This is a genomic window from Wenyingzhuangia sp. IMCC45467, assembly GCF_054111205.1.
Genome location: NZ_CM134196.1, coordinates 2,676,546 through 2,697,435 on the forward strand (window position 1 = coordinate 2,676,546; position 20,890 = coordinate 2,697,435).

Genomic DNA, 20,890 nt, shown 5'->3' on the forward strand with positions numbered 1-20,890 from the left:
GGGAATAAAAAAGAGATGTGTCTATGTTTATAGAAACATCTCTTAAAAATATGAAGAAAAAAAATAATACTCTTTTGTTAAGGAGTTAATACAATTGTTTGGATAGAGTGGGCTAAAGCAGTAGTTTTTGCCATTCTTGAATTTAATTGTAAACTAAATTCCCTCTCAACGTTTCCTTGGTTTAAAGCAACAATAATAATACTTCCATCTGTGTTTAAAAATGCTGTAGAAAGAATTTGATTGCTACTAGATGCGCTGGCAATTCTTTTTGCTCCAGGACGAATGAACTTTGAAAAGTGTCCTATATAATAAAATGAATTGGTAAACAATAGTTCATCGGTTTCTGTGTTTGCGTGTAAAGGAGCAAAACAAAGGTTTCCTACATGGTTTGGTCCTCCTGTTTGATCTAATAAAATATTCCAGTCTGTCCAACCTACGGTACCGTTGTTAAAATCGTTAATCATAGATTTTCCGTAGCGTTCTGCAAGTTTTGGATCTTCGTTTTCAATTCTTTTAATGTCAAATCCTTCGTTACAACCTTCGGTAAAAAGTAATTTTTTATCGGGATAAGATTCGTTTGCTTTTTTAACTTCGTTGTACATGGGAATACCATCTTTCCAGTCTTCATACCAATGAAATCCAGAACCCCAAGCGTATTTAGCTGCTTCAGGATCACTAAAAATAGTGGAGGCTCTTTGGTATAATAAATCTCTGTTATGATCCCATACCACAATGTTTTTATCACCCAAACCTTCTTTTTCTAAAGTTGGTCCTAAGTAATTTTTTAAGAAGTCTCTTTCTTCTTCCGCTGTGTATATACAAGATTCCCATACTTGCACAGCCATTGGTTCATTTTGTATGGTTAAGCCCCAAATTGGAATTCCTTCGCTCTCATATGCTTTGATGAATTTTGCATAATAGTTTGCCCAAGGTTGATAATATTCAGGTTTTAATTTACCTCCTTTTAGCATATTATTATTGGTTTTCATAAAAGCCGGAGGGCTCCATGGACTTACATAAAATGTTAATTTACCTCCTGCTTTGTCAATCGCCTTTTTAATAAATGGCAATCGATATTTTTGATCATGATCTATAGAAAATGTATTTAAATCAACATCTCCTTCTTTTATATAGGTAAAACTTTCACTTCCAAAATCACAACTATGAATAGAGGTTCTTCCTAAAGAATATCCAATTCCTTTTTCTGTGTCAAAATAAGATTCTAATATTTTATTTTGGGTTTGTTCTGAAAGTTTGGAAAATGTTTCGGCAGAGGCATCTGTTAAAGCTCCACCAATTCCTAATAAAGATTGAAATTGTTTTGATGGGTCTACCACAATGGTAATTTCCGTTTCTAGAGCTTGTTTTACTTTTTCAAAAGTTAAACTATTGGTTTTGCTAAGTTTAAAATCTGTGTTGTGAGCAGTTGTATAAACAGTTGATTTATATTCATCTGCTTTTTTAGGTAGTTTAGCAAAAAACAAAAATGACAATCCTATTGTGCAAACAATAGAGATGTATGCTATTCTTTTTAGAGGGTTAAAAGTCATAATGTTATTCTTTATTGGTTTATATTTTTATAAGTAAGTAGTTGTTGGAGTATTTTTAACATTTTGGTCAATACAATGCCATAGTAATTAACCAAAGTGGTTAATACTGCAATAAAAACAATACTCTAAAAACTATATGTTATAGATTAATTATTACTTGATTTTTAACCAGTTTAAATGAAATTTTCCTTTGTTTAGAAAAATTCTAATGGTGTGTTTTCCTGAGGTTAATTCTATTGGAATTTCTGCATTGTTCCAAATAAATTCTTTTACAGTGTTTTCTAGTAAAAAAGTAGTTTCTAGCTTTCCATCTACTTCAATATTTATTTCAGAATCTACAAAACAAGCATATCGTAATTCAAGTATAAAATCTTTAGTTTGATCTATGTCAAATTGGTACTCTACCCATTGTTGAGGTAAAAAATCATAAAGTTCTAAAGATTCATTTGGTGGATCTGTAGTGGTTTTTACACGAGGTCCAGTTGTCCATCCTCCATTTAAACCGTCAGCAATACTAATAGAGCTATAATGTTCTGCTTCTACTACTTGTTGTTCTACATAATAGGTGTTTTTGTCTTGTGATGATATTTGTACAAAAATGTTTCCTAATTCTGTTAAGGTTCCTTCTGATGATCTTGTTAATAGTGACATATATGGAAAAGCATCTACATTTCCTGCTCTTGGAATAAACCAAGCGTATCTAAAAACATCAGGATCACTTTCTAAATAGTTAAATACATCACATAAATGTTTTTGTTGTCCTTCTGGGTTAAAGGTATTTTGATTTAATCCATCCCAAGCACAAAATTCAGTTAGCCAAATGGGTTTTCCATATTTTTTAAAACGTTCTACATATGATTTTAATGATGAGGCACTTGGCATATAACAGTGTATAGAAATTCCATCAATATCATCTATTGGAATTAGAGTAAAAAATTCATCTAACCATTTAATTGGGTCACTATAATTGGCAAGTGTTCCGTAGTTCATGGCTGGTGAAATTATTTTAAGATTTAATTCATCAGCTATAGATTTTATATCTCCCCATTTTGCTGCTGCCTCAGTGGGAGTCATATTTGCTTGATCTGTTAAATTAGGTTCGTTAAAAGCAAGTAAATATTCACAATTAGGATGGTTGTTTACATAAGTTCGTAATGCATCTTTGTTAATGCCATTCCATGCCATTGGGCAATAATCTATTTGGTTTTGATCAATTGCTTCATTGAAAATTGAATTGTATGATGTTCCCCAATTGTATGACCAAGACATTCCTTTGGCTAAAACATTTATATCGTTAATGTATTGGTAGTCAAAAGAAACACCTCTTTTTGGGCTTCTCTTTTGTAACACGGCTTCTTTTGGAGTGTAGTTGTCGCTAGTTGGGGTTTCGTTAGAACAACTAAAAAAGAAGGAGCTTGTGGCAAACCATATCAACGTTAAATTAATTAATTTCATTTGTTGTGTTTTATGATTTCTATCTACTTTAGTTGATATACTCTAACGTAATCTACTTGATATAACACAGGGTTGTCAAACATGGTGTCATCAATTCCTTGAGATCCTCCCCATTGACCACCAATGGCTAAGTTTATAATAAAGAAAAATTCTTTGTTAAATGGCCAGTCTTCTGATTCTTGTAACTGTGCAGTTTCTCCAAATGTTTGGGTTTTTACACCATCTACATAAATGTGGATTCTATCGTATCCAAAAATTTCTTTTTCAACCCATTCCATAGTAATTACATGGAATTCATCGGCTACATTTACTCCTAAATCTTGACTTGCATGAAAATTCTGACCTGTTAAGCCGTTTTTGTTTTTGGTGTGTAAAGCTGTGTGGAATTTGGTTGGTTCGTAGCCAACATGTTCCATAATATCAATTTCTCCTGCACGTGGCCATCCTCCATAACCAAGCATCCAAAGTGCTGGCCATGTACCTCTTCCGCTAGGTACTTTTAAGCGAGCTTCTACTTTGGCATAGGCAAAATCTTGTTTGTCTTTTGATATGATTCGAGCAGAGGTGTATTCACGACCATTATAACTTTCTTTTCTTGCTTCAATAGTCAGTAAACCGTTTTCTACACGAAGGTTTTCTGATCTATCTGTGTAATATTGTGCCTCTTGATTTCCTCCTCCATTACCGTTAATTTCATAAGTCCAGTTGTCTTCGTTTAATGAATTTCCATCAAATTCATCAGACCAAACCAATTCATAAACTCGTTCTGCTACAGTAATAACACATTCTGCTGAATAATCTCCTAGACTAGCAGTAATGGTTGCTGTACCACTTTGTTGTGCTGTAACAATACCATTAAAAACAGTTGCTACTACTTGATTGTCTGATGTCCAAACTAAGTTTTCATTAGAAGCAGGAGCTTGTGTTACAGTTAATGTTTGCTCGTCTCCAACATTCATGGTTAGCTCATTACTGTTTAGTTTTAGTTCTACTGCAGAAATGTCTTCTCCACTATCTGTTGAGTTACCTGAACAGGAGAAAAAAACACATTGTATGGCTATTAAGAATAAAAATCTGATATGCATTGGTATAGGGTTTTTCAAGAGGTTGAATAAGTGATTGTGTTAATTTTAGGAGGAGTTTTTGCTCCTCCTAAAATTGAGTGTTTCATTTTTAGTTTCCTTTTTTGTAAAAGAAAACCGCATCCATATCAAAAGTAGTTCCTTGGGTACCACCAGCTAATACAGCTAAAATGTTAACATCCTGGAAAGGTTCATTAAAATACAATCCTAAAGTGTTTAAATGAGTTACAGGAATTTCTATACTGTTCCATGTGTTATCTCTTACTAATGGAGCATATGATGTGTATACTGTACCATTGTCATCAAAATCGTTTCCAATAGCAATTTTTGCTTCTGCTTGTCCGTCTGTTAAAATAAATAAATACGATCCTGCAGCTTGTCCTGTTTTAAGACCAATATGTAAATAGTAATCAGATGGATTGTCAAATAAATTAGTCATATCTATGTCTCCATAAGTTGCTGCTACATTAAATCCAGCTCCAGACCAACCTACATTTCCAACAACCATGCTAATCCAATCTTGATCTAACCCATAAAAGTTTGATCCTACAGAGTTACCACCAGTAAATGTGTTTTCCCAAACATATAAGTTTTTAGTATCATTATCAGTACGTAAGTCATGAGTCACTTTTGTAGAAATGGTATTGTATGAGTTTTCATCTAATTGAATTACATAATAATCGCTACCGTCTAAGGTTTCGTCATCAACAACAATTACTTCTTTAGTAACTGTTACTTCGCAAATAGCCGTAAATGTACCTATGGCAGCCGCTATAGAAGCAGTTCCTTCTTTTACAGCAGTAACCAATCCGTTACTGTCTACAGTAGCTACAGCAGCACTTGATGAGCTCCATGTAACGGTTCCAGAGGCATCTAATGGTTTAACTACAGCTGCTAAGGTTGCTGTTTCTCCTTCTTCAAGGCTCAAGGTTGTGTTATTTATTGAAATTCCAGTAGCTGGAACTCCTCCTCCAATGTCTTCACCATCATCTCCGCTACTACAACTTGTTGTTTGAAATGATATAACTGCACAAAAAAGGGTAATTAATAAAAATTTGATTTTAGTCATGATTTAAATATTTAAATTGATAATTATGTTTGTTTGAGTTTTTAGGCTCGGTAATATTGGATTTGCTCATTATTAAGAGACTGCATAAGGGGGAGCAGTCTCTTAACATGACTACTAACTATTAAATAACTACTTCTTTATTATTTTTTTAGTTTTTACAACTCCGTTTGTTTCTATTTTTAAAATGTAAATTCCATTATTAAGGTTGCTTAAATCAACTGTGTTTGAGGTTGTGTTTAAAAGACTTCTTCCGCTAATGTCGTATACTTGCACATAATCAATTGTGGTGTTTGAATTAATGTTTAAAAGTCCGGTAGTTGGGTTAGGGGATACTGAAAAATCACTATCTTGAACATTGTCAAAACTTAAAGTTTCTCCTGCTGTTCCGTAAACTTCAACTTCCCATAAGCTGTAACCGTAGTCGCCAAGTCCTCTTTTTGTAGCATAGATTCTTACATATTGACCACTGGTTTCTGTAAAAGAGATGTCATCAATACTACCGTCACCACCAACTTGAGTGTGTACAGTTGTCCAGTCGTTTGCATTGCTAGAGACTTGTACTAGGTAATCTGTAGCATAAGCTCCTTCCCAGTTTAAGTTTACACCGGTTAAACTATAAGTATCTTCAAGGTCTACATAAATCCATTCAGGTGTTCCGTTGTTACCTTCTTCTAATACTCCCTGACTAGGTGTTCCCCAGCGAGTTCCCGTATTTCCATCAAAAGCGTAGCTTTCTTGGTATCCTTCTCCTGCAGAGCTAGAAGCTGTTGCGGTTTTATTTAGTGCTAAATTTTCTTTATCAACAGTAAAGTTTAAGGTATATGTTTTTGTGGTAGTGCCATCTTGTGCGGTTACAAGTACTGTGCTTGTTCCAGGTAATGAATTAGCATTTGTGGTTACAGCACTTGCAGGAGATGATTGTTTGGTTGTTCCTACAACTGTTGGAACAGTGCTAGTACCAACAGGTAACTCAATGTTATAAGTTGTTTTAGATGATGAAAAAGAACTTACAGTTGTTCCGTTTACGGTTAAGTCGCTTAAGTTGGCATCAATGGTAGCATCTACATATTCATAGACTTCAAATTCAAAAAAACTATATCCGTATGGAGGTAATCCTCTTTCAGTTCCATTAAATTTTAGGTAACGACCTGTTCCTGTGACTGAAAGATCGTCTGTTCCTCCATCACCAGTAGTGGTTGTGTAAATTGTGGACCATGTAGCATTGTCAGAAGAGATCTCAATATTATATCCTTTACCATAAGCTCCTTCCCATTTAATAATAATTTGTCCTATGTCATAAGAAGCTCCTAAATCTACAGACCACCATTCTGACTCTGTATGTTGAGATTCCCAACGTGTACCACCATTTTCATCAACAGCTAGAGCATGTGTTTCAGATGTTGGGCCAGGTAATACTGGGTCTTCTACGCGAAAACTAGAGGCTGTTGTTTTACCTGCTGCTAAGTTTTGAGCATTTCCTAATGTAATTGCTAGGAATGCAATTAGTAATGTAATTTTGTTTTTCATGATTTTGTTTTTTGGGATGAATGGCATCAGTTTGGTTGAGGTCATTCTGGGGTTAATTTTTAGTTTATAGAAATTTTAGTGTTAATAGTTTGGGTTTTGTCCCCATCTTTCTACTGCATTAGCAAGTTCTAGCTCCACCAGTGGAATAGGGAAAATTTCGTTTTTGTTTGGAGTGAATCCAGTAATTGTTTGAGCAGCTCTGTCTGTTCTTACCAAGTCAAAGAAACGGTGTCCTTCTCCTACAAGTTCAACACGTCTTTCGTGGTAAATAGCATCCGTTAATGCAGAACCTGTAGAGGTTATATCAACACTAGTATCAGATACACCGAAAGCACGTCTGCGAACTCTGTTTAAATAAGTTTGTGCTAGAGCATCATCTGCTGGGCTTTTTTTATTATTAGCTTCTGCAGCCATTAATAATACATCAGCAAAACGAATAACTCTATAATTGTTAGGATTGTTTAGGGTAAAGTTTCCGTGAGTTTTGTAGTCTTTTTTTCTAGGGATGTATTTTCTATTGTAGTATCCTGTTTCTCCTCTACTTAAGGTGTAAGAAGTATCGTCTAATCCATTTTGGGCTGCCCATGCTACAATATCTAAAATAGCAACCTCTTTTCTTAAATCTCCTGGTTCAAACTGGTCTACCATTTCTTGTGTTGGAGTATTGTATCCATACCCTGCAAAGAAAAATGGAGCTCCAGAAGGATAATCTCTAATACCGCTATATCCTACAGCAACGTTTCCGTTCCCACATTGTAAACATGTCCATTCAACACCAGCTTCATTAGTGTATTGTATTTCAAAAAGAGATTCGATGTTGTTTTCATTTTCATTTTCAAAAATTTGATTATAGTCTGCAACCAAATCATATATGTTATTGTCAATAACATCTTTTAGTACATCTGCAGATGCTTGGAACTTACTATTGTCGTATTTACCATGAAATAAATATACTTTTCCTAGTAAAGCTTGAGCGGCACCTTTTCCTATTTGGTATTCAAAGGGTTGAGTCTCGTCTAATTTGTTAATAGCATCTTTTAAATCTTCTTCAATTAAAGCATATCCTGTAGGGATATCTTTAATTCTGTTCATGGTGTATTGATCACCTGGTTTAATTCTAGCGTTGGTAATGCGTAAGGTTCCAGAAGTATTGTTAGTAAGTAATGGTACATTTCCGAACCATTTGATTAGTTCAAAAGCAAAGTAAGCTCTTAAAAAATAAGCCTGACCAATAATGTTGTCTCTTCCGTTAAAATCCGTTTTGTCTTGAAATTCAAGAATATAGTTAGCTCTATTTAACCCTACATAATTCCATTGCCAAATATTTCTTAATAAAGTATTGTTGTCGGTAGGATTCATGTTGTCTATAGAATGCGAGTCTGGTCCGTCAAGTTTAGAAGGATCTCCACCTGCTAAAGTATTGTCTGAGGCTATTTCTCCTAATAATACATTCCAAAAAGTAGGTTGCAAAGCATCATAAGCACCAATTAATGTTTTTTCATAATCCTCTTGAGAGTTAAAAAACTCATCAGTGTTTTCAAATTTGGGTTCTACATTCACAAAATCATCACTACAAGCTATGGTAGTCAGGGTAAATGCTACTAGAATGATTGCTTTTTTTATTTGATATGTTTTCATAATGGTGATTAAAATTTAAGGTTAAGTCCAAAAAGATAGGTTTTGGCAACAGGGTAAAAACCTTTGTCTACCCCAGCTCCAATAGGGCTTCCAGAACTTGCAGAAGGATCGTATCCAGAGTAGTTGGTAAACGTGTATAGATTGTTAGCGGATAGGTATAATCTTAGCTTTTTAACTCCAATTTTTGACATGATTTTTTCTGTAAACGTGTATCCTACTTGAATGTTTTGAAGTCTAATGTAAGAGGCATCTTCTACATAATAATCTGAAAAATTACTGCTACTTGGGGTTTGTGTTAAACTTTGTGCAGGAGTTGAACTTCCTGTGTTTGTTGGACTCCAACTGTTTACTGCGTAACTTGGTCTGTTGGCTAAAGGTTCGTCTCTATGTTCGTAATCTCTTACCATGTCATTACCAATAGATCCAAAAAGAGAACTGTTAAAATCAAAGTTTTTAATATTAAATCCAAAGTTGAATCCTAAAGTAAAATCCGGAATAGGGTCTCCAATATAAGTACGATCGTGTTCATCTATAATTCCATCAGGAATTCCGTCAGGTCCGCTTAAATCTTTAAATTTTAAATCTCCAGCGCTGGTGTATTGATTGGTTGTAGCACTATTATCCGCTTCTGTCTTTGATTGAAAAATTCCATCAGTTTGATATCCATAGAAGTAGCCAATTGGTTGTCCTGCTTCCATTCTAGAGGTAAACTGACCTGTAATTCCAAAACCACCACCTTGCTCAAAACCATTTTCACTAGCCACAAAGAGAACTTCGTTTTTAATGGTAGAAATATTAAAACTAGTGTTGAATTGAAAATCATCAGAGATTCTTTCTTTGTAAGAAACTTGAAATTCTAATCCTTTGTTTTCTACGGTTCCTGCGTTTACAGTTGGTCTAAATTGACTACCTCCATAATTTCCAGGGGAATTTGCTCCTACCAATCCTGATATTTCAGGAGCTAATAACAAGTCTTTAGTAGTTCTTTTGTAAGCATCTATGGTAAAGCTTAGTCTGTTTTGTAAAAATTGAGCATCTAGCCCTATGTTAGCTGTTTTTTGTTGTTCCCATTTGTATTCTGGGTTTCCTAATGTTCCTTCGGCAAATCCATAGATTCTTTCGTCATCTGCTCTTTCGTTATCAGCAGCGCTTGAAGAAGCATAAATAGCTCCACCATTTAATAAAGAAACCCACTTGTTGTCTGCAATTCTATCATTACCAATAATACCATAACTAGCTCTTAGTTTTAAGCCATTCATAAAAGTGTTATCTTTTAAGAAGTTTTCTTCAGAAATATTCCATCCTAAAGAGATAGATGGGAAGTAACCTACATTATTTTTTGGCCCGAACTTACTTGAAGCATCTCTACGGATTACACCAGAAAGTAAATACTTTTCTTGGTAGTTGTATTGCATTCTAAAAAAATAAGAAAGCAAGCGAGAATCAAACGTGTTTTCTTCTCTTTCTAATTGTTCATCGGTATAAAAATTTTGAGTTTCTTCGGCATTGGCTAAAGAAGCGTTTTTAAAAGAGTTGATGGGCACACCATTATACATAACATTTGAACCATTAACTCCTGTGTATTCTCCAGTAGTTTTATAAACTGAATTACCTAAAAGGAAACTAAAGGTGTGATCGTCATTAATTGTTTTGTCGTATTTTATATAAGTGTCTACGGTATAGTCTAAATAAGTGTCTTTTTTGTCTGACATACTACTGGCATCTGTATTTGGGTTTTTAGAGTTTCCGTAATCAAATAGAGGAGTTACTACTAAACCAGTTACAGTAGCATAATTCATTCTAAATTTAGAGCTCACAGTTAAGCCGTTAATAAGTTCATAATCTAATCCAATAGTTGGACTAATTTTGTTGGTTTGACCTTTGTCAAAACTATTCTGTATTTGAGCAAAAGGGTTTACAATTTCGTTTCCTAATCCATCTGCTTGGGTAAATCCACCCTCAATGTTTTCATCATAAATTAATTGAGCAGGGGACATGTTGATGGCGTTATAAAGTACTGATCCAACACCACCTTCTTGCATATAGTTTTTATTAGAGTGCGTAAAAAGTGCTACGGTAGTTAGTTTTAATTTTTTGGTAATGTCTAATTGAAAATTTCCAGTTGCTGTTATTCTGTTATAGTTAGATTTGTCTAACCCTACAATCCCGTCTTGGTTTAAATAGGATAAACCAAATGAGAAAGCAGATTTTTTTGTTCCCCCGTTTACATTAAAACTAATATTTTGCATAGGAGCAGTTTTAAAAACCTCTTTTTGCCAATCTGTACCTGTTTGTGGCAAAGAAGTAAATTTAGAGTGGGTTCCTGCTGAAAATAAAGGGTGTGATGTGTAGTTATCATAAGCATCATTAATTACGTTAGCATAATCTTTATAACCTAATACATCTATGGTTTTAGCTGTTTGTTGAAATCCGTAGTAAGTATCAACACTATATTTAGTTTTTGCATTTTTAAGACCAGATTTGGTAACAATTAAAATAACTCCATTGGCAGCTCTTACTCCATAAATACCAGCAGTAGCATCTTTTAATACATTGATACTTTTAATGTCATTTGGGTTGATAACAGATAAGTCTTCTATAGGGTTTCCATCAACAAGAATTAAAGGTTTGTTGTCTCCATTGGTAGAAATACCTCTAATACGAATGTCTAATCCACTACCAGGAGAACCAGATGATGAGGTAATATTTACTCCGGAAACTTGTCCTTGTAAAGCTTGTTCAATTCTTGTAGGATTTAATTTTTCAATAGTTTCTGCTTCTACTACAGATACCGCCCCAGTAACTTCTTTTTTCTTTTGGGTTCCGTAACCAACTACTACAACTTCTTCTAAATAAGCAACATCTCCTTTAAGAGTAATGTTGATGTTGCTTTGTTTACCAACAGTAATTGTTTGTGATGTATATCCTACATAACTATAAGTTATTTTGTCTCCAGTAGTTGCCGTAATCTGATAGTTTCCATCAAAGTCTGTAATAGTACCTCTGTTTTTGTTTTGTACAATTACATTTGCTCCTATAATAGGAAGTTTGTCTTCTGATGAAATAATAGTTCCTGTAACTAGAATATCTTGTGAAAATGATTTAGTAATAGAACACAACAGTAAAAATAATACGAGTTTAATTTTCATTGGGTTTTAGTTTTATATTTAATTGTTAGTTTTTGCATATTTCATTTTATTGTGGAGTAAATAATGAATTAAACACATAACTATGTTCAAAAATATATGGTATTCGTAAAACCGCAACCTAATTGTTGTTGATTAAATTACAGCAAGGGATGTTTAGGTGTGTATATAGGTACTACAATAGGCGTTAAGTTGTTTGTTATTAGTTGTTTATGGGATCAAAGTAAAGTTATAGATCTCTGATAAATTGATTCAAATCAGTTCCTTGTTCAAGGTTTAATTTCTTTCTAAGTCTGTATCTATTGGTGTCTAAACTTCTTGGAGAAATATTCATAAGGTTGCAAATCTCATTTTTGTCAAGATTTATTCTAATAAATGAAAGTACTCTGATGTCATTTGAAGTAAGTGATGGATATTTTTCTGTAAGTCTGCTAATGAAGTCTTGATGAATTTCAGAAAATAGTTTGTGAAAGAGAAAATCTTTCTTTTCGTTGTTTACTTCATTAGTAATCATGTTTACCCAGCGTTTTGCTTCGGTATTGCGCATTTTTTCTAAACCATCTTTTATTTTGTTTAGAAATTCGTTTTTATGACTAATAATTTCCGTGTACTGTAGTAGCTGATCATTTTTTAATTGTAAGGTTTTATGCGTGTCTCTGTTGATGTATATTTTCTTTTGCTTGTTTAATTTTTTACGATTGATACGAGACATAATAATTATGACTCCAAAAATCCATAGTAAAATAACAAAACCAACAGGTAAAATAATCCAAGCCGTTTGATACCACAGTTTTTTTATGGTAAATTTTAAGGTGGTTTCTTGAATAGTTCCACTATTTACCTTGCTTTGTAGATGAAGTGTGTGTTTTCCTCCTCTTACTTGTGGTAGTAAAATTTCCTTTTTTGTTTGGCTCCATTCAGACCATCTACTTTGATTTGGATATAGTTTATATCGATATTCTACAACATCATAATCTGATTTGTTAATACTAAACCTAAATTTTAAATCTTTGTTTCCGGAACCCAATTCTATTCCATTTTTAGGATAAGGTAGGTGATAGGTTTTGTTTTGGTTGTTTAGTACTGTAAATGATGATATAACAGGAGTGCTAAATTTTTTTAGGTTAGATTGGTAATTGATATCAAAAGTAGTCACTCCTCTGTCTGTTGCAAGTCTTAATAGGTCATGGTCAAAATCTAAAAATTCAAAATTAGCTATAGTGTTTTTACCTAAAGATGTTAATAGTGTGTTGTAGGAGTGTATATTACCATCTGGTAATAGTACACTAAGTTTTACCTCTCTATTTTGTATATAAGCTAAATAACCTTTGGTGTTAAAAGCCATAGCATCAATAGACCCTTCTATTGTTTTTGTTAAGGTATGCTGCGTGTGGGTAAAAGTATCATCTGCATATTGATATAAACTTTTATTATCACTAAAGTAAATACCATTTTTTGTGTTAAAGACCTTCATTAAGGTAGAGAATCCTCTTGTGTCTACATTATTATTGGAGTTTAAGCTTAGTTTGTATACATCTTTGTCAGAAAATTCTCCCCAAATACATCGGTTGGTTTTATCATAAATTAATTTTTTGTTTCCCCAAAGATTAAGGTTTTTGATATAGTTAAATTCATTGCCTACTTTTTTCATTAGTACCAATCCATGGTAAGTAGAGAATATAAAATAATTTGTACCTTCAAAATTAGCCAAATCATAAACTCCAGTATAGTCAATAGATAATGGAATTACTTTGTCTGCTATTACTTTAGAAACGCCATTGTTGTTACAGCTATATAATTCGTTGTTAATTTCTTTTAAAGACCAAACCTGTCCGCCAGAGTGTTCCATAAATTGAAATCCATCTTTGGTAGAACTGCAGTATAGTCCTTTATTGGTAGCAATGTATGTTTTGTTGTTAAAATTCTTAATGTCATAAGTTGCAGCACCATTAAAAATTTGATTAATTGGGCCTTGAAGTTCTATTTTGGCAATACCATAATCTAAGCCAAGCCACATGTTTCCAAGTTCATCGTTGGTCATAGATAACACGGTATTGTCTAAAAGACCATTTTTTGCACTAACAGAGTTTAGTATTTCTCCCTTATGATTGATACGAATAAATCCTTCGGAAATAGTTGCTAAACAAAAAGAATTATGGTCAAAAGACATTCCGGAAAATAATGTTTTTCCTTTTAGAATTTCAGGAAGAATTACAGGTTTTATATTTTTTCCATCAAAACTGTAAACCTTTCCCTCTAGAGTTACAATGTAGAGTTCGTTATTGTGAACAAAAATCTTTCTAGTTTCAATATTGATTAATTCTGTTAACGTAATGGCTTTTTTTAGTTTTCCGTTTTCTAAATAACCAATTTGTCCGTTTTTGTGCACGCTCCATATTTTTCCTCTCCATTTAGTGATAGACCAAATACCAGGTTGAAACTTATATACCTTGGTAGATTTGTCTGTTTTGTTGTAATAAATAGTTTGTGTTTCTGTTAGGAATACAATAGAGTTTTCAAAAGTAATAATATCCCAAATTTGATCAAACTCTAATAAACCTAGTTTATGATAGATTAAGTCACCGGTGTTTTTTGTAAAATACCCATACTCTTTTCCTCCACACCAAATAGTGTCGTTATCGGCAAGAACGGCTCTAACAATTCCTTTTTCAGACATTGTTTTAAGTTTCCACTCTCCGTAAATATTGTATAGCAAACCTTCGGAATTTCCAAAATAAACAATTCCATCATTATCAATATCAATATCCCAATTTTGTCTGCCAGCTCTGTAATCTTTTTTATCATAACAGGTTAGTTTGGGGAGGTTGTTGTTAGCAATAATAATTGTTGAGAATAGAGAGAGTATAAAAAATGGCAATAATTTTTTTTTATGAGGGGAAATCATCTTAAAAAAGAATATTAGGAGTTAGTTAAAATTAGTGTAGTTAATTTCAAATATACAATAAGCAAAGTATATAAGTTGTTAAAAATATTGGTAAAAACTAAGAATATTGCTGTGTATGAGTTGTTTTTTTTGTGATATAGTAATTAAAGCGTTGTTTTGTGCTTAAATAAAAAAGACACTTTAAATTTTTTTAATTTAAGGTGTCTTTGTGTTGTTAAGGTAGCATTTTTTAAATACCTCTTTCTTTTTTTATAGTTTCGTAAGCTTCCTGAATTTTTTGAAATTTTTCTTGAGCTCCTTTTAAATGTTCTTCTCCCAAATGTGTTAATTTGTCTGGATGATGTTCTTTAACCAATCTTCGGTAAGCTTTTTTAACTTCATCATTGGTTGCTGTTTTACTAATCTCTAAAATTTGATAAGCAGATTCTGCATTGTTATAAAACATTGCTTTTATAGAGTTAAAACTAGCTTGATTAATGTGTAAATAATTAGAGATTGTTTGAATAGTTTGCACTTCTATATCAGCTACATGACCATCAGATTTTGCAATGGCAAATAAGAAATGTACCAACTGAGCACGAGATTCAGTCGTCATATGGTTTCTAATTTGTGTGCAGACTTCTTGAGTAGATAAAGAAGTGTCGTTTATAATTCCTTTAAATAATTTAAAAGCATTGTTGGCTCTATCTTTTCCATACATCTGCACAAAATAGTTGCGAACATAATCTAGTTCTTTTTGTAGAATTTTTCCATCAGCCTTAATTACTACAGCGGCTAAAAACAGTAAGCTAATTTCAAAATCTCCTGCTTGTGTGGTTCTGCTTGTATAACTGTTATTGTCTGTTTGGAATTCAGAATAATCAGAAGTAGCTCCTTTTAGTGCGGCTCCTATTAAATACCCAAGGGCAGCTCCAATAGGGCCTCCTGCAGCCCATCCAATTCCTGCTCCAATCCAGTTTGCAAATTTTTTCATGTAATATGGTTTTTTAAATCACTTAAGATCAACTTTAAGTTGATGATATCAATTAAAACAAGAATCTTGCCTTAATCATATTCGGAAAAAATGTCAGTATAAAAAAAATGTGCTCAAAATAATATTGAGCACATCATACGGAAGAATATATTTCTAATGTTAGTTTTAAGATTGACTTAGTTCAGTGTACATTTTTGCAGTAACGTTGGCTTTGTATAAAATTTTGTTACATATTTTGTAAAGTTTAATAGGATTGATCTTCTTGGTGTCAAAGTCTATTTTTTCGTTCTCGTAAATTCCTTTTTTAAGTTTTAACCAATCTATTCTGATATCATTAATCTCCTCGTCAATTTTTAAAGTGTTGATGTCTAAAGCTGTTAGGTAATCAATGTTTTTGTCTAGGGTTTTAATAATTCCATCTATTTCTACAGGAGAAACTTCTTTAATATGATAATTATTTAATGCATAGTATAGTGTTAATCGTTGGGTTAGGTATCTTAACTCTCCTGCAATTCCTGTTGCTTCTGGAATTATTAACAGATCTTTTTTGTTAAGAGTGTTATTGTTTAACGATTCTTGTTTTGCGTATGCTAAAATTTCAAGTACTACATTATTGCAAATATTAAGGAATATAGTGTTAGTATTTGCAACCACCTCTAAAGATCTTTTTGAGTCATCTAATATATATTTTTTATATACGTTAAAGGTTTTTTCCTCTTCATGTACGCTAGATTTTATTTCATCTGTTGGAGCAAAATCTTTTAATACTTTTAATCCATTTTCAAAAATTGAAATGGTGTAAAGCAGTTCTTTTTTAGCTTCTTTAGTGTTAACATCGGCTGCCAGATAAATTTTGTCTTTTGCCATTCTTTGTCCTAACATTCTTTGTCTACCTGCTATATTTACAGCATCAGAAATGGTAATGTTTGTTTGTGAAAAAGATTGATGAAATGAAAAGATAGCAAGGGTAATTAAGAATATTTTTTTCATTTTAATAAAATTTTAGGGGGTTAATATTTTGTTTAAACAGTTGTTTTTGTGATTGTTTTATGTGAATTCGTCTGTAAAATTAAATCTTAAAAATCAGTCTTTAAGTGTTTTAAATCAGTTTTTTAAAGTTTTGGAGTAAAAGCAAATTTAATGCTGTGATATGTTTGTTTTTATTATGATATATGATTGTTGCTTTAATTTTTTGTCGAAAAAAGCATAAGAATAAGATCTATATATTGTTGACTTACTGATAATATGTCACCCTGTAAGGTTTTGGAATATTTATTGTCTAAATTTGCATATCGGTTCTATGGTTAGAATTGTTATAATAGAATTTAAAAATTAAATAGATATGTATCCACAAGAATTAACAGCTCCAATGGAAGCTCAATTAGTACAGGCAGGAGTAGAGGCTTTAAAATCTCCAGCAGATGTTGAATCATTTATAGCAAAAGAAGGAACTGCATTAGTAGTAGTGAATTCAGTTTGCGGTTGTGCTGCGGGAACTGCAAGACCGGGAGTAATTGCTTCTTTACAAAATGCAAAATTACCTACTAGTTTAGGAACTGTGTTTGCAGGAGTAGATGGTGCAGCAGTGCAAAAAGCACGTGAATTTATGATTCCTTTTCCTCCATCATCACCAGCCGTTGCGTTGTTTAAAGATGGGCAATTGGTACATATGTTAGAACGTCATCATATTGAAGGACATTCTGCAGAAGCTATTGCAGCAAACTTGTCTGGAGCTTACGATGAGTATTGTTCATAAACAATAAGTAAAATAAAATGTATAAAAAGCCTGACATAGTCAGGCTTTTTTATTTTTGTTGAAAAATTAAATGCCATGAAAAGAATGTTGTTTTTTGTAAGTGTGCTTGTTTGCTCACTAGGTTTTGCGCAAGAGTTTAAGTTTTCTAAAGATTTAGATCCTAGGAATGTAACCTGTATAGAGAAATCGGGAGAATATTTTACTTTGCTTTCAGAATATGATAAATACAATAAAAACTACCATATTACTCTTTTTCATTTAGAGAATGATGTAAATGTTTTAAAAGGAGTATATAAAACTCAAGATCGTTTAGATTTGCAATCTTATCATCTGTATCAAAATCAATTAATTTTAGTATTATTTGCTCAAAAAAAGTTTAATATAGATAGATATAAAGGTGATGATGATACTGCCAAGGGGCACGAAATTGTAACTTTTAATTTAGATAGTAATAAGGTTAAAAACAGTAGTCATAGCTTTAAGCCAGATTATAAGTTCTCAACAGATTCAAAAACCTATTTTCTAAGTTTTAATAATAATAAGATTTATTTAACAACTATTTCTGATGATCAAAATATTAAGACTAGCGATATTGAATTTACCAAAGAGCAGAGAACTTCTATTTCCTTAAACATTAAAGCTGATTTAGATGTGATTAATAACGATAATTTTAAGGAAAATATTGGGGTAAAAAAATCTAGAATATATTACACAGATAAAGCTATTTATTTAACAAGAGATGGTTATAATTTTAAAAAACAATCTGTAATCTATAAGGTTTCTTTAGCCGATGGAATGATAAAAAATTTAGAACAAAAATCAATTGAGTATCCATATGGGAAAGCCGTAAAGGATTTGAATTCTTATTTGTTAAATGATAAATATTATTTAATCACAAGGTATAAGTCAGAACTAAATCTTCAAATAGTATCATTAGATAGTATAGAAAAGTCAGTAGAAAATATCTACCTAAAAGATTATGAGGATAAAGCCGTTTGGGAAAGTGGTGATGTAAAGAGGTTGGCTAAAAAACTAACAAATATTATGATTCCTAAGGTGCCATCTTTAATGATCTATGATTTAGAAGGTAGTGACAAAAAATTAGTGGTTGTAGATGATATTTTAAAGAATACGTATTATTATGATAATTTTCATTGGCAGTTTCATCAGCAAATGATGCAACAACACCAAATGATGCATCAACAAATGATACAGAATGCGCAACAGCAAATGATGCAAAACATGCAGCAGGTACAATCAATGAGGATGAGTATGCCAGGCGGTTTTTATATGGTAGAATTGCCGTTGATGACTTATGATTTAGAGACGAGAGATGTAAAACTGAAATTTTTAATTAATGGAGATAACGAGATTTCAAGATATAATAAAGAAGAAACCAGTTTAAAAAAATATGATTATGAAAATGCTTTAGAGAAATTAAAGTGGAAGCTAACATCTACTTTAAAAAAGTATAAAAGTGAATTTGTATCAATTACTTTTATGGGTGAGCATAAAATACAATATGCTTATTTTGATAAGTTTGAAGATAGGTTGTTAACAGGAGTACTTAGTCTTAAAGAAGATTAATTTTAACAACTCTTCCAAACAGCATCATCAGGAACCGGAGCTATTAACGTTACCGGTTCTTTTTTTACAGGATGGATAAATTCTATTTTACGAGCGTGTAAATGAATACTTCCATCTTTATTACTTCTTTTTGCACCGTATTTTAAATCTCCTTTAATGGTGCAGCCTAAAGTAGATAGTTGGACTCTAATTTGGTGATGCCTACCTGTTTCTAATTCAATTTCTAATAATTGAAAATTGTCTAGTTTCTTAACAATTTTATAATGCAGTATTGCCTCTTTAGCTCCTTGTGTATTGGCTTTACAAACGTTTGATTTGTTGTTTTTAGGATTTTTTACCAAAAAATGTCTCAAGGTTTGTTGTGGAGGAATGTCTTGTTTGTTTACAACTGCCCAATAGGTTTTATGAATTTTTTTATCTCTTAAAGCTTTGTTTAATCGTTCTAATGCTTTAGAGGTCTTGGCAAAAATTACAATTCCAGAAGTAGGTCTGTCTAGTCTGTGTACAACCCCTAAATAAACGTTTCCAGGTTTGTTTTCTTTTTCCTTAATATATTCTTTAACAACATCACTTAAGGGCTTATCTCCAGTTTTATCTCCTTGAGTAATATCGCCAGAACGTTTGTTAATTACAATTACATGATTGTCCTCAAAAAGAATTTGTAAGTTGTTTTTGGTAGAATGCATTGCAAACGGAGTTTACAGGTTTCCTGAATTAAAATCTTGATTGATGCTGTCAATAAAATTTAAGATCTCTTCTTTTCCGTTTTTACTGGTAGAGGATGAGGTAAAGTAAGTAGGAAAATACTCAAACCTGTCTTTCAGCATTTCAGCTTCATATTTTGCAATATTTTGAACAATTGCTTTAGGCTTTAATTTGTCTGTTTTGGTAAAAATAATGGCAAAAGGTATTTCATTTTCAGCTAAAAACTCCATGAATTCTACATCTATTTTTTGTGGAGTATGACGTGAGTCTACTAAAACAAAAGTGCAAACTAATTCTTTGCGCTGTTTAAAGTAATCGGTAATAAAACTTTGAAATTCTTTCTTTGTTGTTTTAGAAACACGAGCGTAACCATAACCAGGTAAATCTACCAGGAACCAATTTTTATTGATTTTAAAATGATTAATCAACTGAGTTTTTCCTGGAGTACTGGATGTTTTAGCTAGTTTATTTCTACCCGTTAACATGTTAATTAGCGAAGATTTACCTACGTTAGATCTACCGATAAAAGCATACTCGGGAATGTTTTCAGAAGGACATTTTGAGACTTCTGAATTACTGATGATGAACTCAGCAGATTTGATCTGCATTACTTTATATTGTTTTTGTTAAACCAATTAGCAACTATTTCATTAAATTGATCAGGATGTTCCATCATAGGAGCATGTCCACATTTGTCAACCCAAAATAATTCAGAGTTTGGTAACAATTTATTAAATTCTTCTGCTACTTCTGGTGGGGTTACATCATCTTGTTTTCCCCAAACCAAACAAGTAGGTACTTTCATATCAGGCAAGTCATTGGCCATGTTGTGTCTAATAGCACTTTTAGCCATTGCTAAAATTCTAATAGCACAGTTTCTGTCATTTACGGTTTCAAATAAATCATCTACCATTTTTTTGGTAGCAGTTTTAGGATCGTAAAATACAGCTTCTGCTTTGGCTTTAATGTACTCATAATCTCCACGCTTAGGGTAAGTGTCTCCCATTGCTTTTTCATAAAGCCCAGAACTACCTGTTAAAACTAGAGAGTCTACCAATTCTGGAAAAGCCTTTGTAATGTATAAAGAAACATGTCCTCCTGCAGAATTACCTAAAAGAGTGGCATGTGGAATATTTTTATATTCCATAAATTTTTTAACAAACTTGGCTAAGTTTTTAATGTTAGTTTTAATTATGGGTAGGGTATAAATGGGTAATTCAGGTACTAAAACTTTATATCCGTTCTTTGAGAAGTGCTTTACTACTCCAGCAAAATCATCAAGAGTTCCCATTAATCCGTGTAAAACAACAATAGTTTTTCCTTCTCCGGCCTCAATGTATTTAAACTCTCCTTCGGTTTTAACGTTATATTCCATGCTTATTCTCTAGGCTTAGGTTTAGCTGCAAATGTAAACTTTTTTTGATAAAAAACCACCTATTCATAAATATAGCCTATAGCGAATAGAATGACTTCTTAACTAATTGATATTTAAAATAT

Annotated in this window: 15 protein-coding genes; 2 read left to right on the plus strand and 13 right to left on the minus strand. The window is 32.4% G+C overall.

Translation table 11 applies throughout. The features are described from left to right. Positions 1-77 precede the first annotated feature (77 nt). From ACXGQT_RS11520 to ACXGQT_RS11565, 10 genes are all read right to left on the minus strand, one after another. Entirely contained in the window at positions 78-1,550 is a 1,473-nt protein-coding gene (locus ACXGQT_RS11520; protein WP_457828744.1) for a glycoside hydrolase family 30 protein, read from the minus strand. Positions 1,551-1,703: 153 nt separating this feature from the next. After that, positions 1,704-3,005, minus strand: coding sequence for a glycosyl hydrolase (locus ACXGQT_RS11525; protein WP_457828745.1), 1,302 nt, complete (start codon positions 3,003-3,005; stop codon positions 1,704-1,706). 23 nt (positions 3,006-3,028) lie between these two features. Further along, positions 3,029-4,090: a family 16 glycosylhydrolase gene (locus ACXGQT_RS11530; RefSeq protein ID WP_457828746.1), complete on the minus strand. Its 1,062-nt coding sequence runs from the start codon at positions 4,088-4,090 to the stop codon at positions 3,029-3,031. Positions 4,091-4,178: 88 nt separating this feature from the next. Beyond that, a complete protein-coding gene (locus tag ACXGQT_RS11535; RefSeq protein ID WP_457828747.1) occupies positions 4,179-5,156 on the minus strand; it encodes an Ig-like domain-containing protein in 978 nt (325 codons plus the stop codon). Between the two features lie 129 nt (positions 5,157-5,285). Beyond that, the gene (locus ACXGQT_RS11540) at positions 5,286-6,683 is read right to left on the minus strand and encodes a galactose-binding domain-containing protein (RefSeq protein ID WP_457828748.1); all 1,398 of its coding nucleotides are present in this window, start codon (positions 6,681-6,683) and stop codon (positions 5,286-5,288) included. An 81-nt stretch (positions 6,684-6,764) separates the two neighbouring features. After that, the gene (locus ACXGQT_RS11545; RefSeq protein WP_457828749.1) at positions 6,765-8,321 is read right to left on the minus strand and encodes a RagB/SusD family nutrient uptake outer membrane protein; all 1,557 of its coding nucleotides are present in this window, start codon (positions 8,319-8,321) and stop codon (positions 6,765-6,767) included. An 8-nt stretch (positions 8,322-8,329) separates the two neighbouring features. Continuing rightward, complete coding sequence (locus ACXGQT_RS11550; protein WP_457828750.1) at positions 8,330-11,470, minus strand: SusC/RagA family TonB-linked outer membrane protein; 3,141 nt, start codon at positions 11,468-11,470, stop codon at positions 8,330-8,332. Positions 11,471-11,696: 226 nt separating this feature from the next. Then, positions 11,697-14,345 (minus strand): hypothetical protein, encoded by a 2,649-nt coding sequence (locus ACXGQT_RS11555; RefSeq protein WP_457828751.1) that lies wholly within the window; start codon positions 14,343-14,345, stop codon positions 11,697-11,699. Between the two features lie 256 nt (positions 14,346-14,601). Continuing rightward, positions 14,602-15,345 carry a TerB family tellurite resistance protein gene (locus ACXGQT_RS11560; RefSeq protein WP_457828752.1) on the minus strand — a complete coding sequence of 248 codons (744 nt, stop codon included), beginning with the start codon at positions 15,343-15,345 and terminating at the stop codon, positions 14,602-14,604. Between the two features lie 165 nt (positions 15,346-15,510). Continuing rightward, complete coding sequence (locus tag ACXGQT_RS11565; RefSeq protein ID WP_457828753.1) at positions 15,511-16,335, minus strand: type IV pili methyl-accepting chemotaxis transducer N-terminal domain-containing protein; 825 nt, start codon at positions 16,333-16,335, stop codon at positions 15,511-15,513. Between the two features lie 352 nt (positions 16,336-16,687). Here ACXGQT_RS11565 and ACXGQT_RS11570 point away from each other — a divergent pair, with 352 nt between their 5' ends. Both ACXGQT_RS11570 and ACXGQT_RS11575 read left to right on the plus strand, forming a co-directional pair. After that, entirely contained in the window at positions 16,688-17,101 is a 414-nt protein-coding gene (locus ACXGQT_RS11570) for a BrxA/BrxB family bacilliredoxin (RefSeq protein WP_457828754.1), read from the plus strand. 75 nt (positions 17,102-17,176) lie between these two features. Continuing rightward, positions 17,177-18,688 (plus strand): hypothetical protein, encoded by a 1,512-nt coding sequence (locus ACXGQT_RS11575; RefSeq protein ID WP_457828755.1) that lies wholly within the window; start codon positions 17,177-17,179, stop codon positions 18,686-18,688. A 2-nt stretch (positions 18,689-18,690) separates the two neighbouring features. Here ACXGQT_RS11575 and ACXGQT_RS11580 read toward each other — a convergent pair whose 3' ends face one another. Genes ACXGQT_RS11580 through ACXGQT_RS11590 form a run of 3 tightly spaced genes read right to left on the minus strand, consistent with a single transcriptional unit; the run spans position 18,691 to position 20,768 of the window. Then, positions 18,691-19,374, minus strand: coding sequence for an RluA family pseudouridine synthase (locus tag ACXGQT_RS11580; RefSeq protein ID WP_457828756.1), 684 nt, complete (start codon positions 19,372-19,374; stop codon positions 18,691-18,693). 12 nt (positions 19,375-19,386) lie between these two features. Then, the gene (gene yihA, locus ACXGQT_RS11585) at positions 19,387-20,001 is read right to left on the minus strand and encodes a ribosome biogenesis GTP-binding protein YihA/YsxC (protein ID WP_457828757.1); all 615 of its coding nucleotides are present in this window, start codon (positions 19,999-20,001) and stop codon (positions 19,387-19,389) included. Next, positions 20,001-20,768, minus strand: coding sequence for an alpha/beta fold hydrolase (locus ACXGQT_RS11590; protein ID WP_457828758.1), 768 nt, complete (start codon positions 20,766-20,768; stop codon positions 20,001-20,003). The genes yihA and ACXGQT_RS11590 overlap by 1 nt, the downstream gene beginning before the upstream one ends. Between the last annotated feature and the right edge of the window lie 122 nt (positions 20,769-20,890).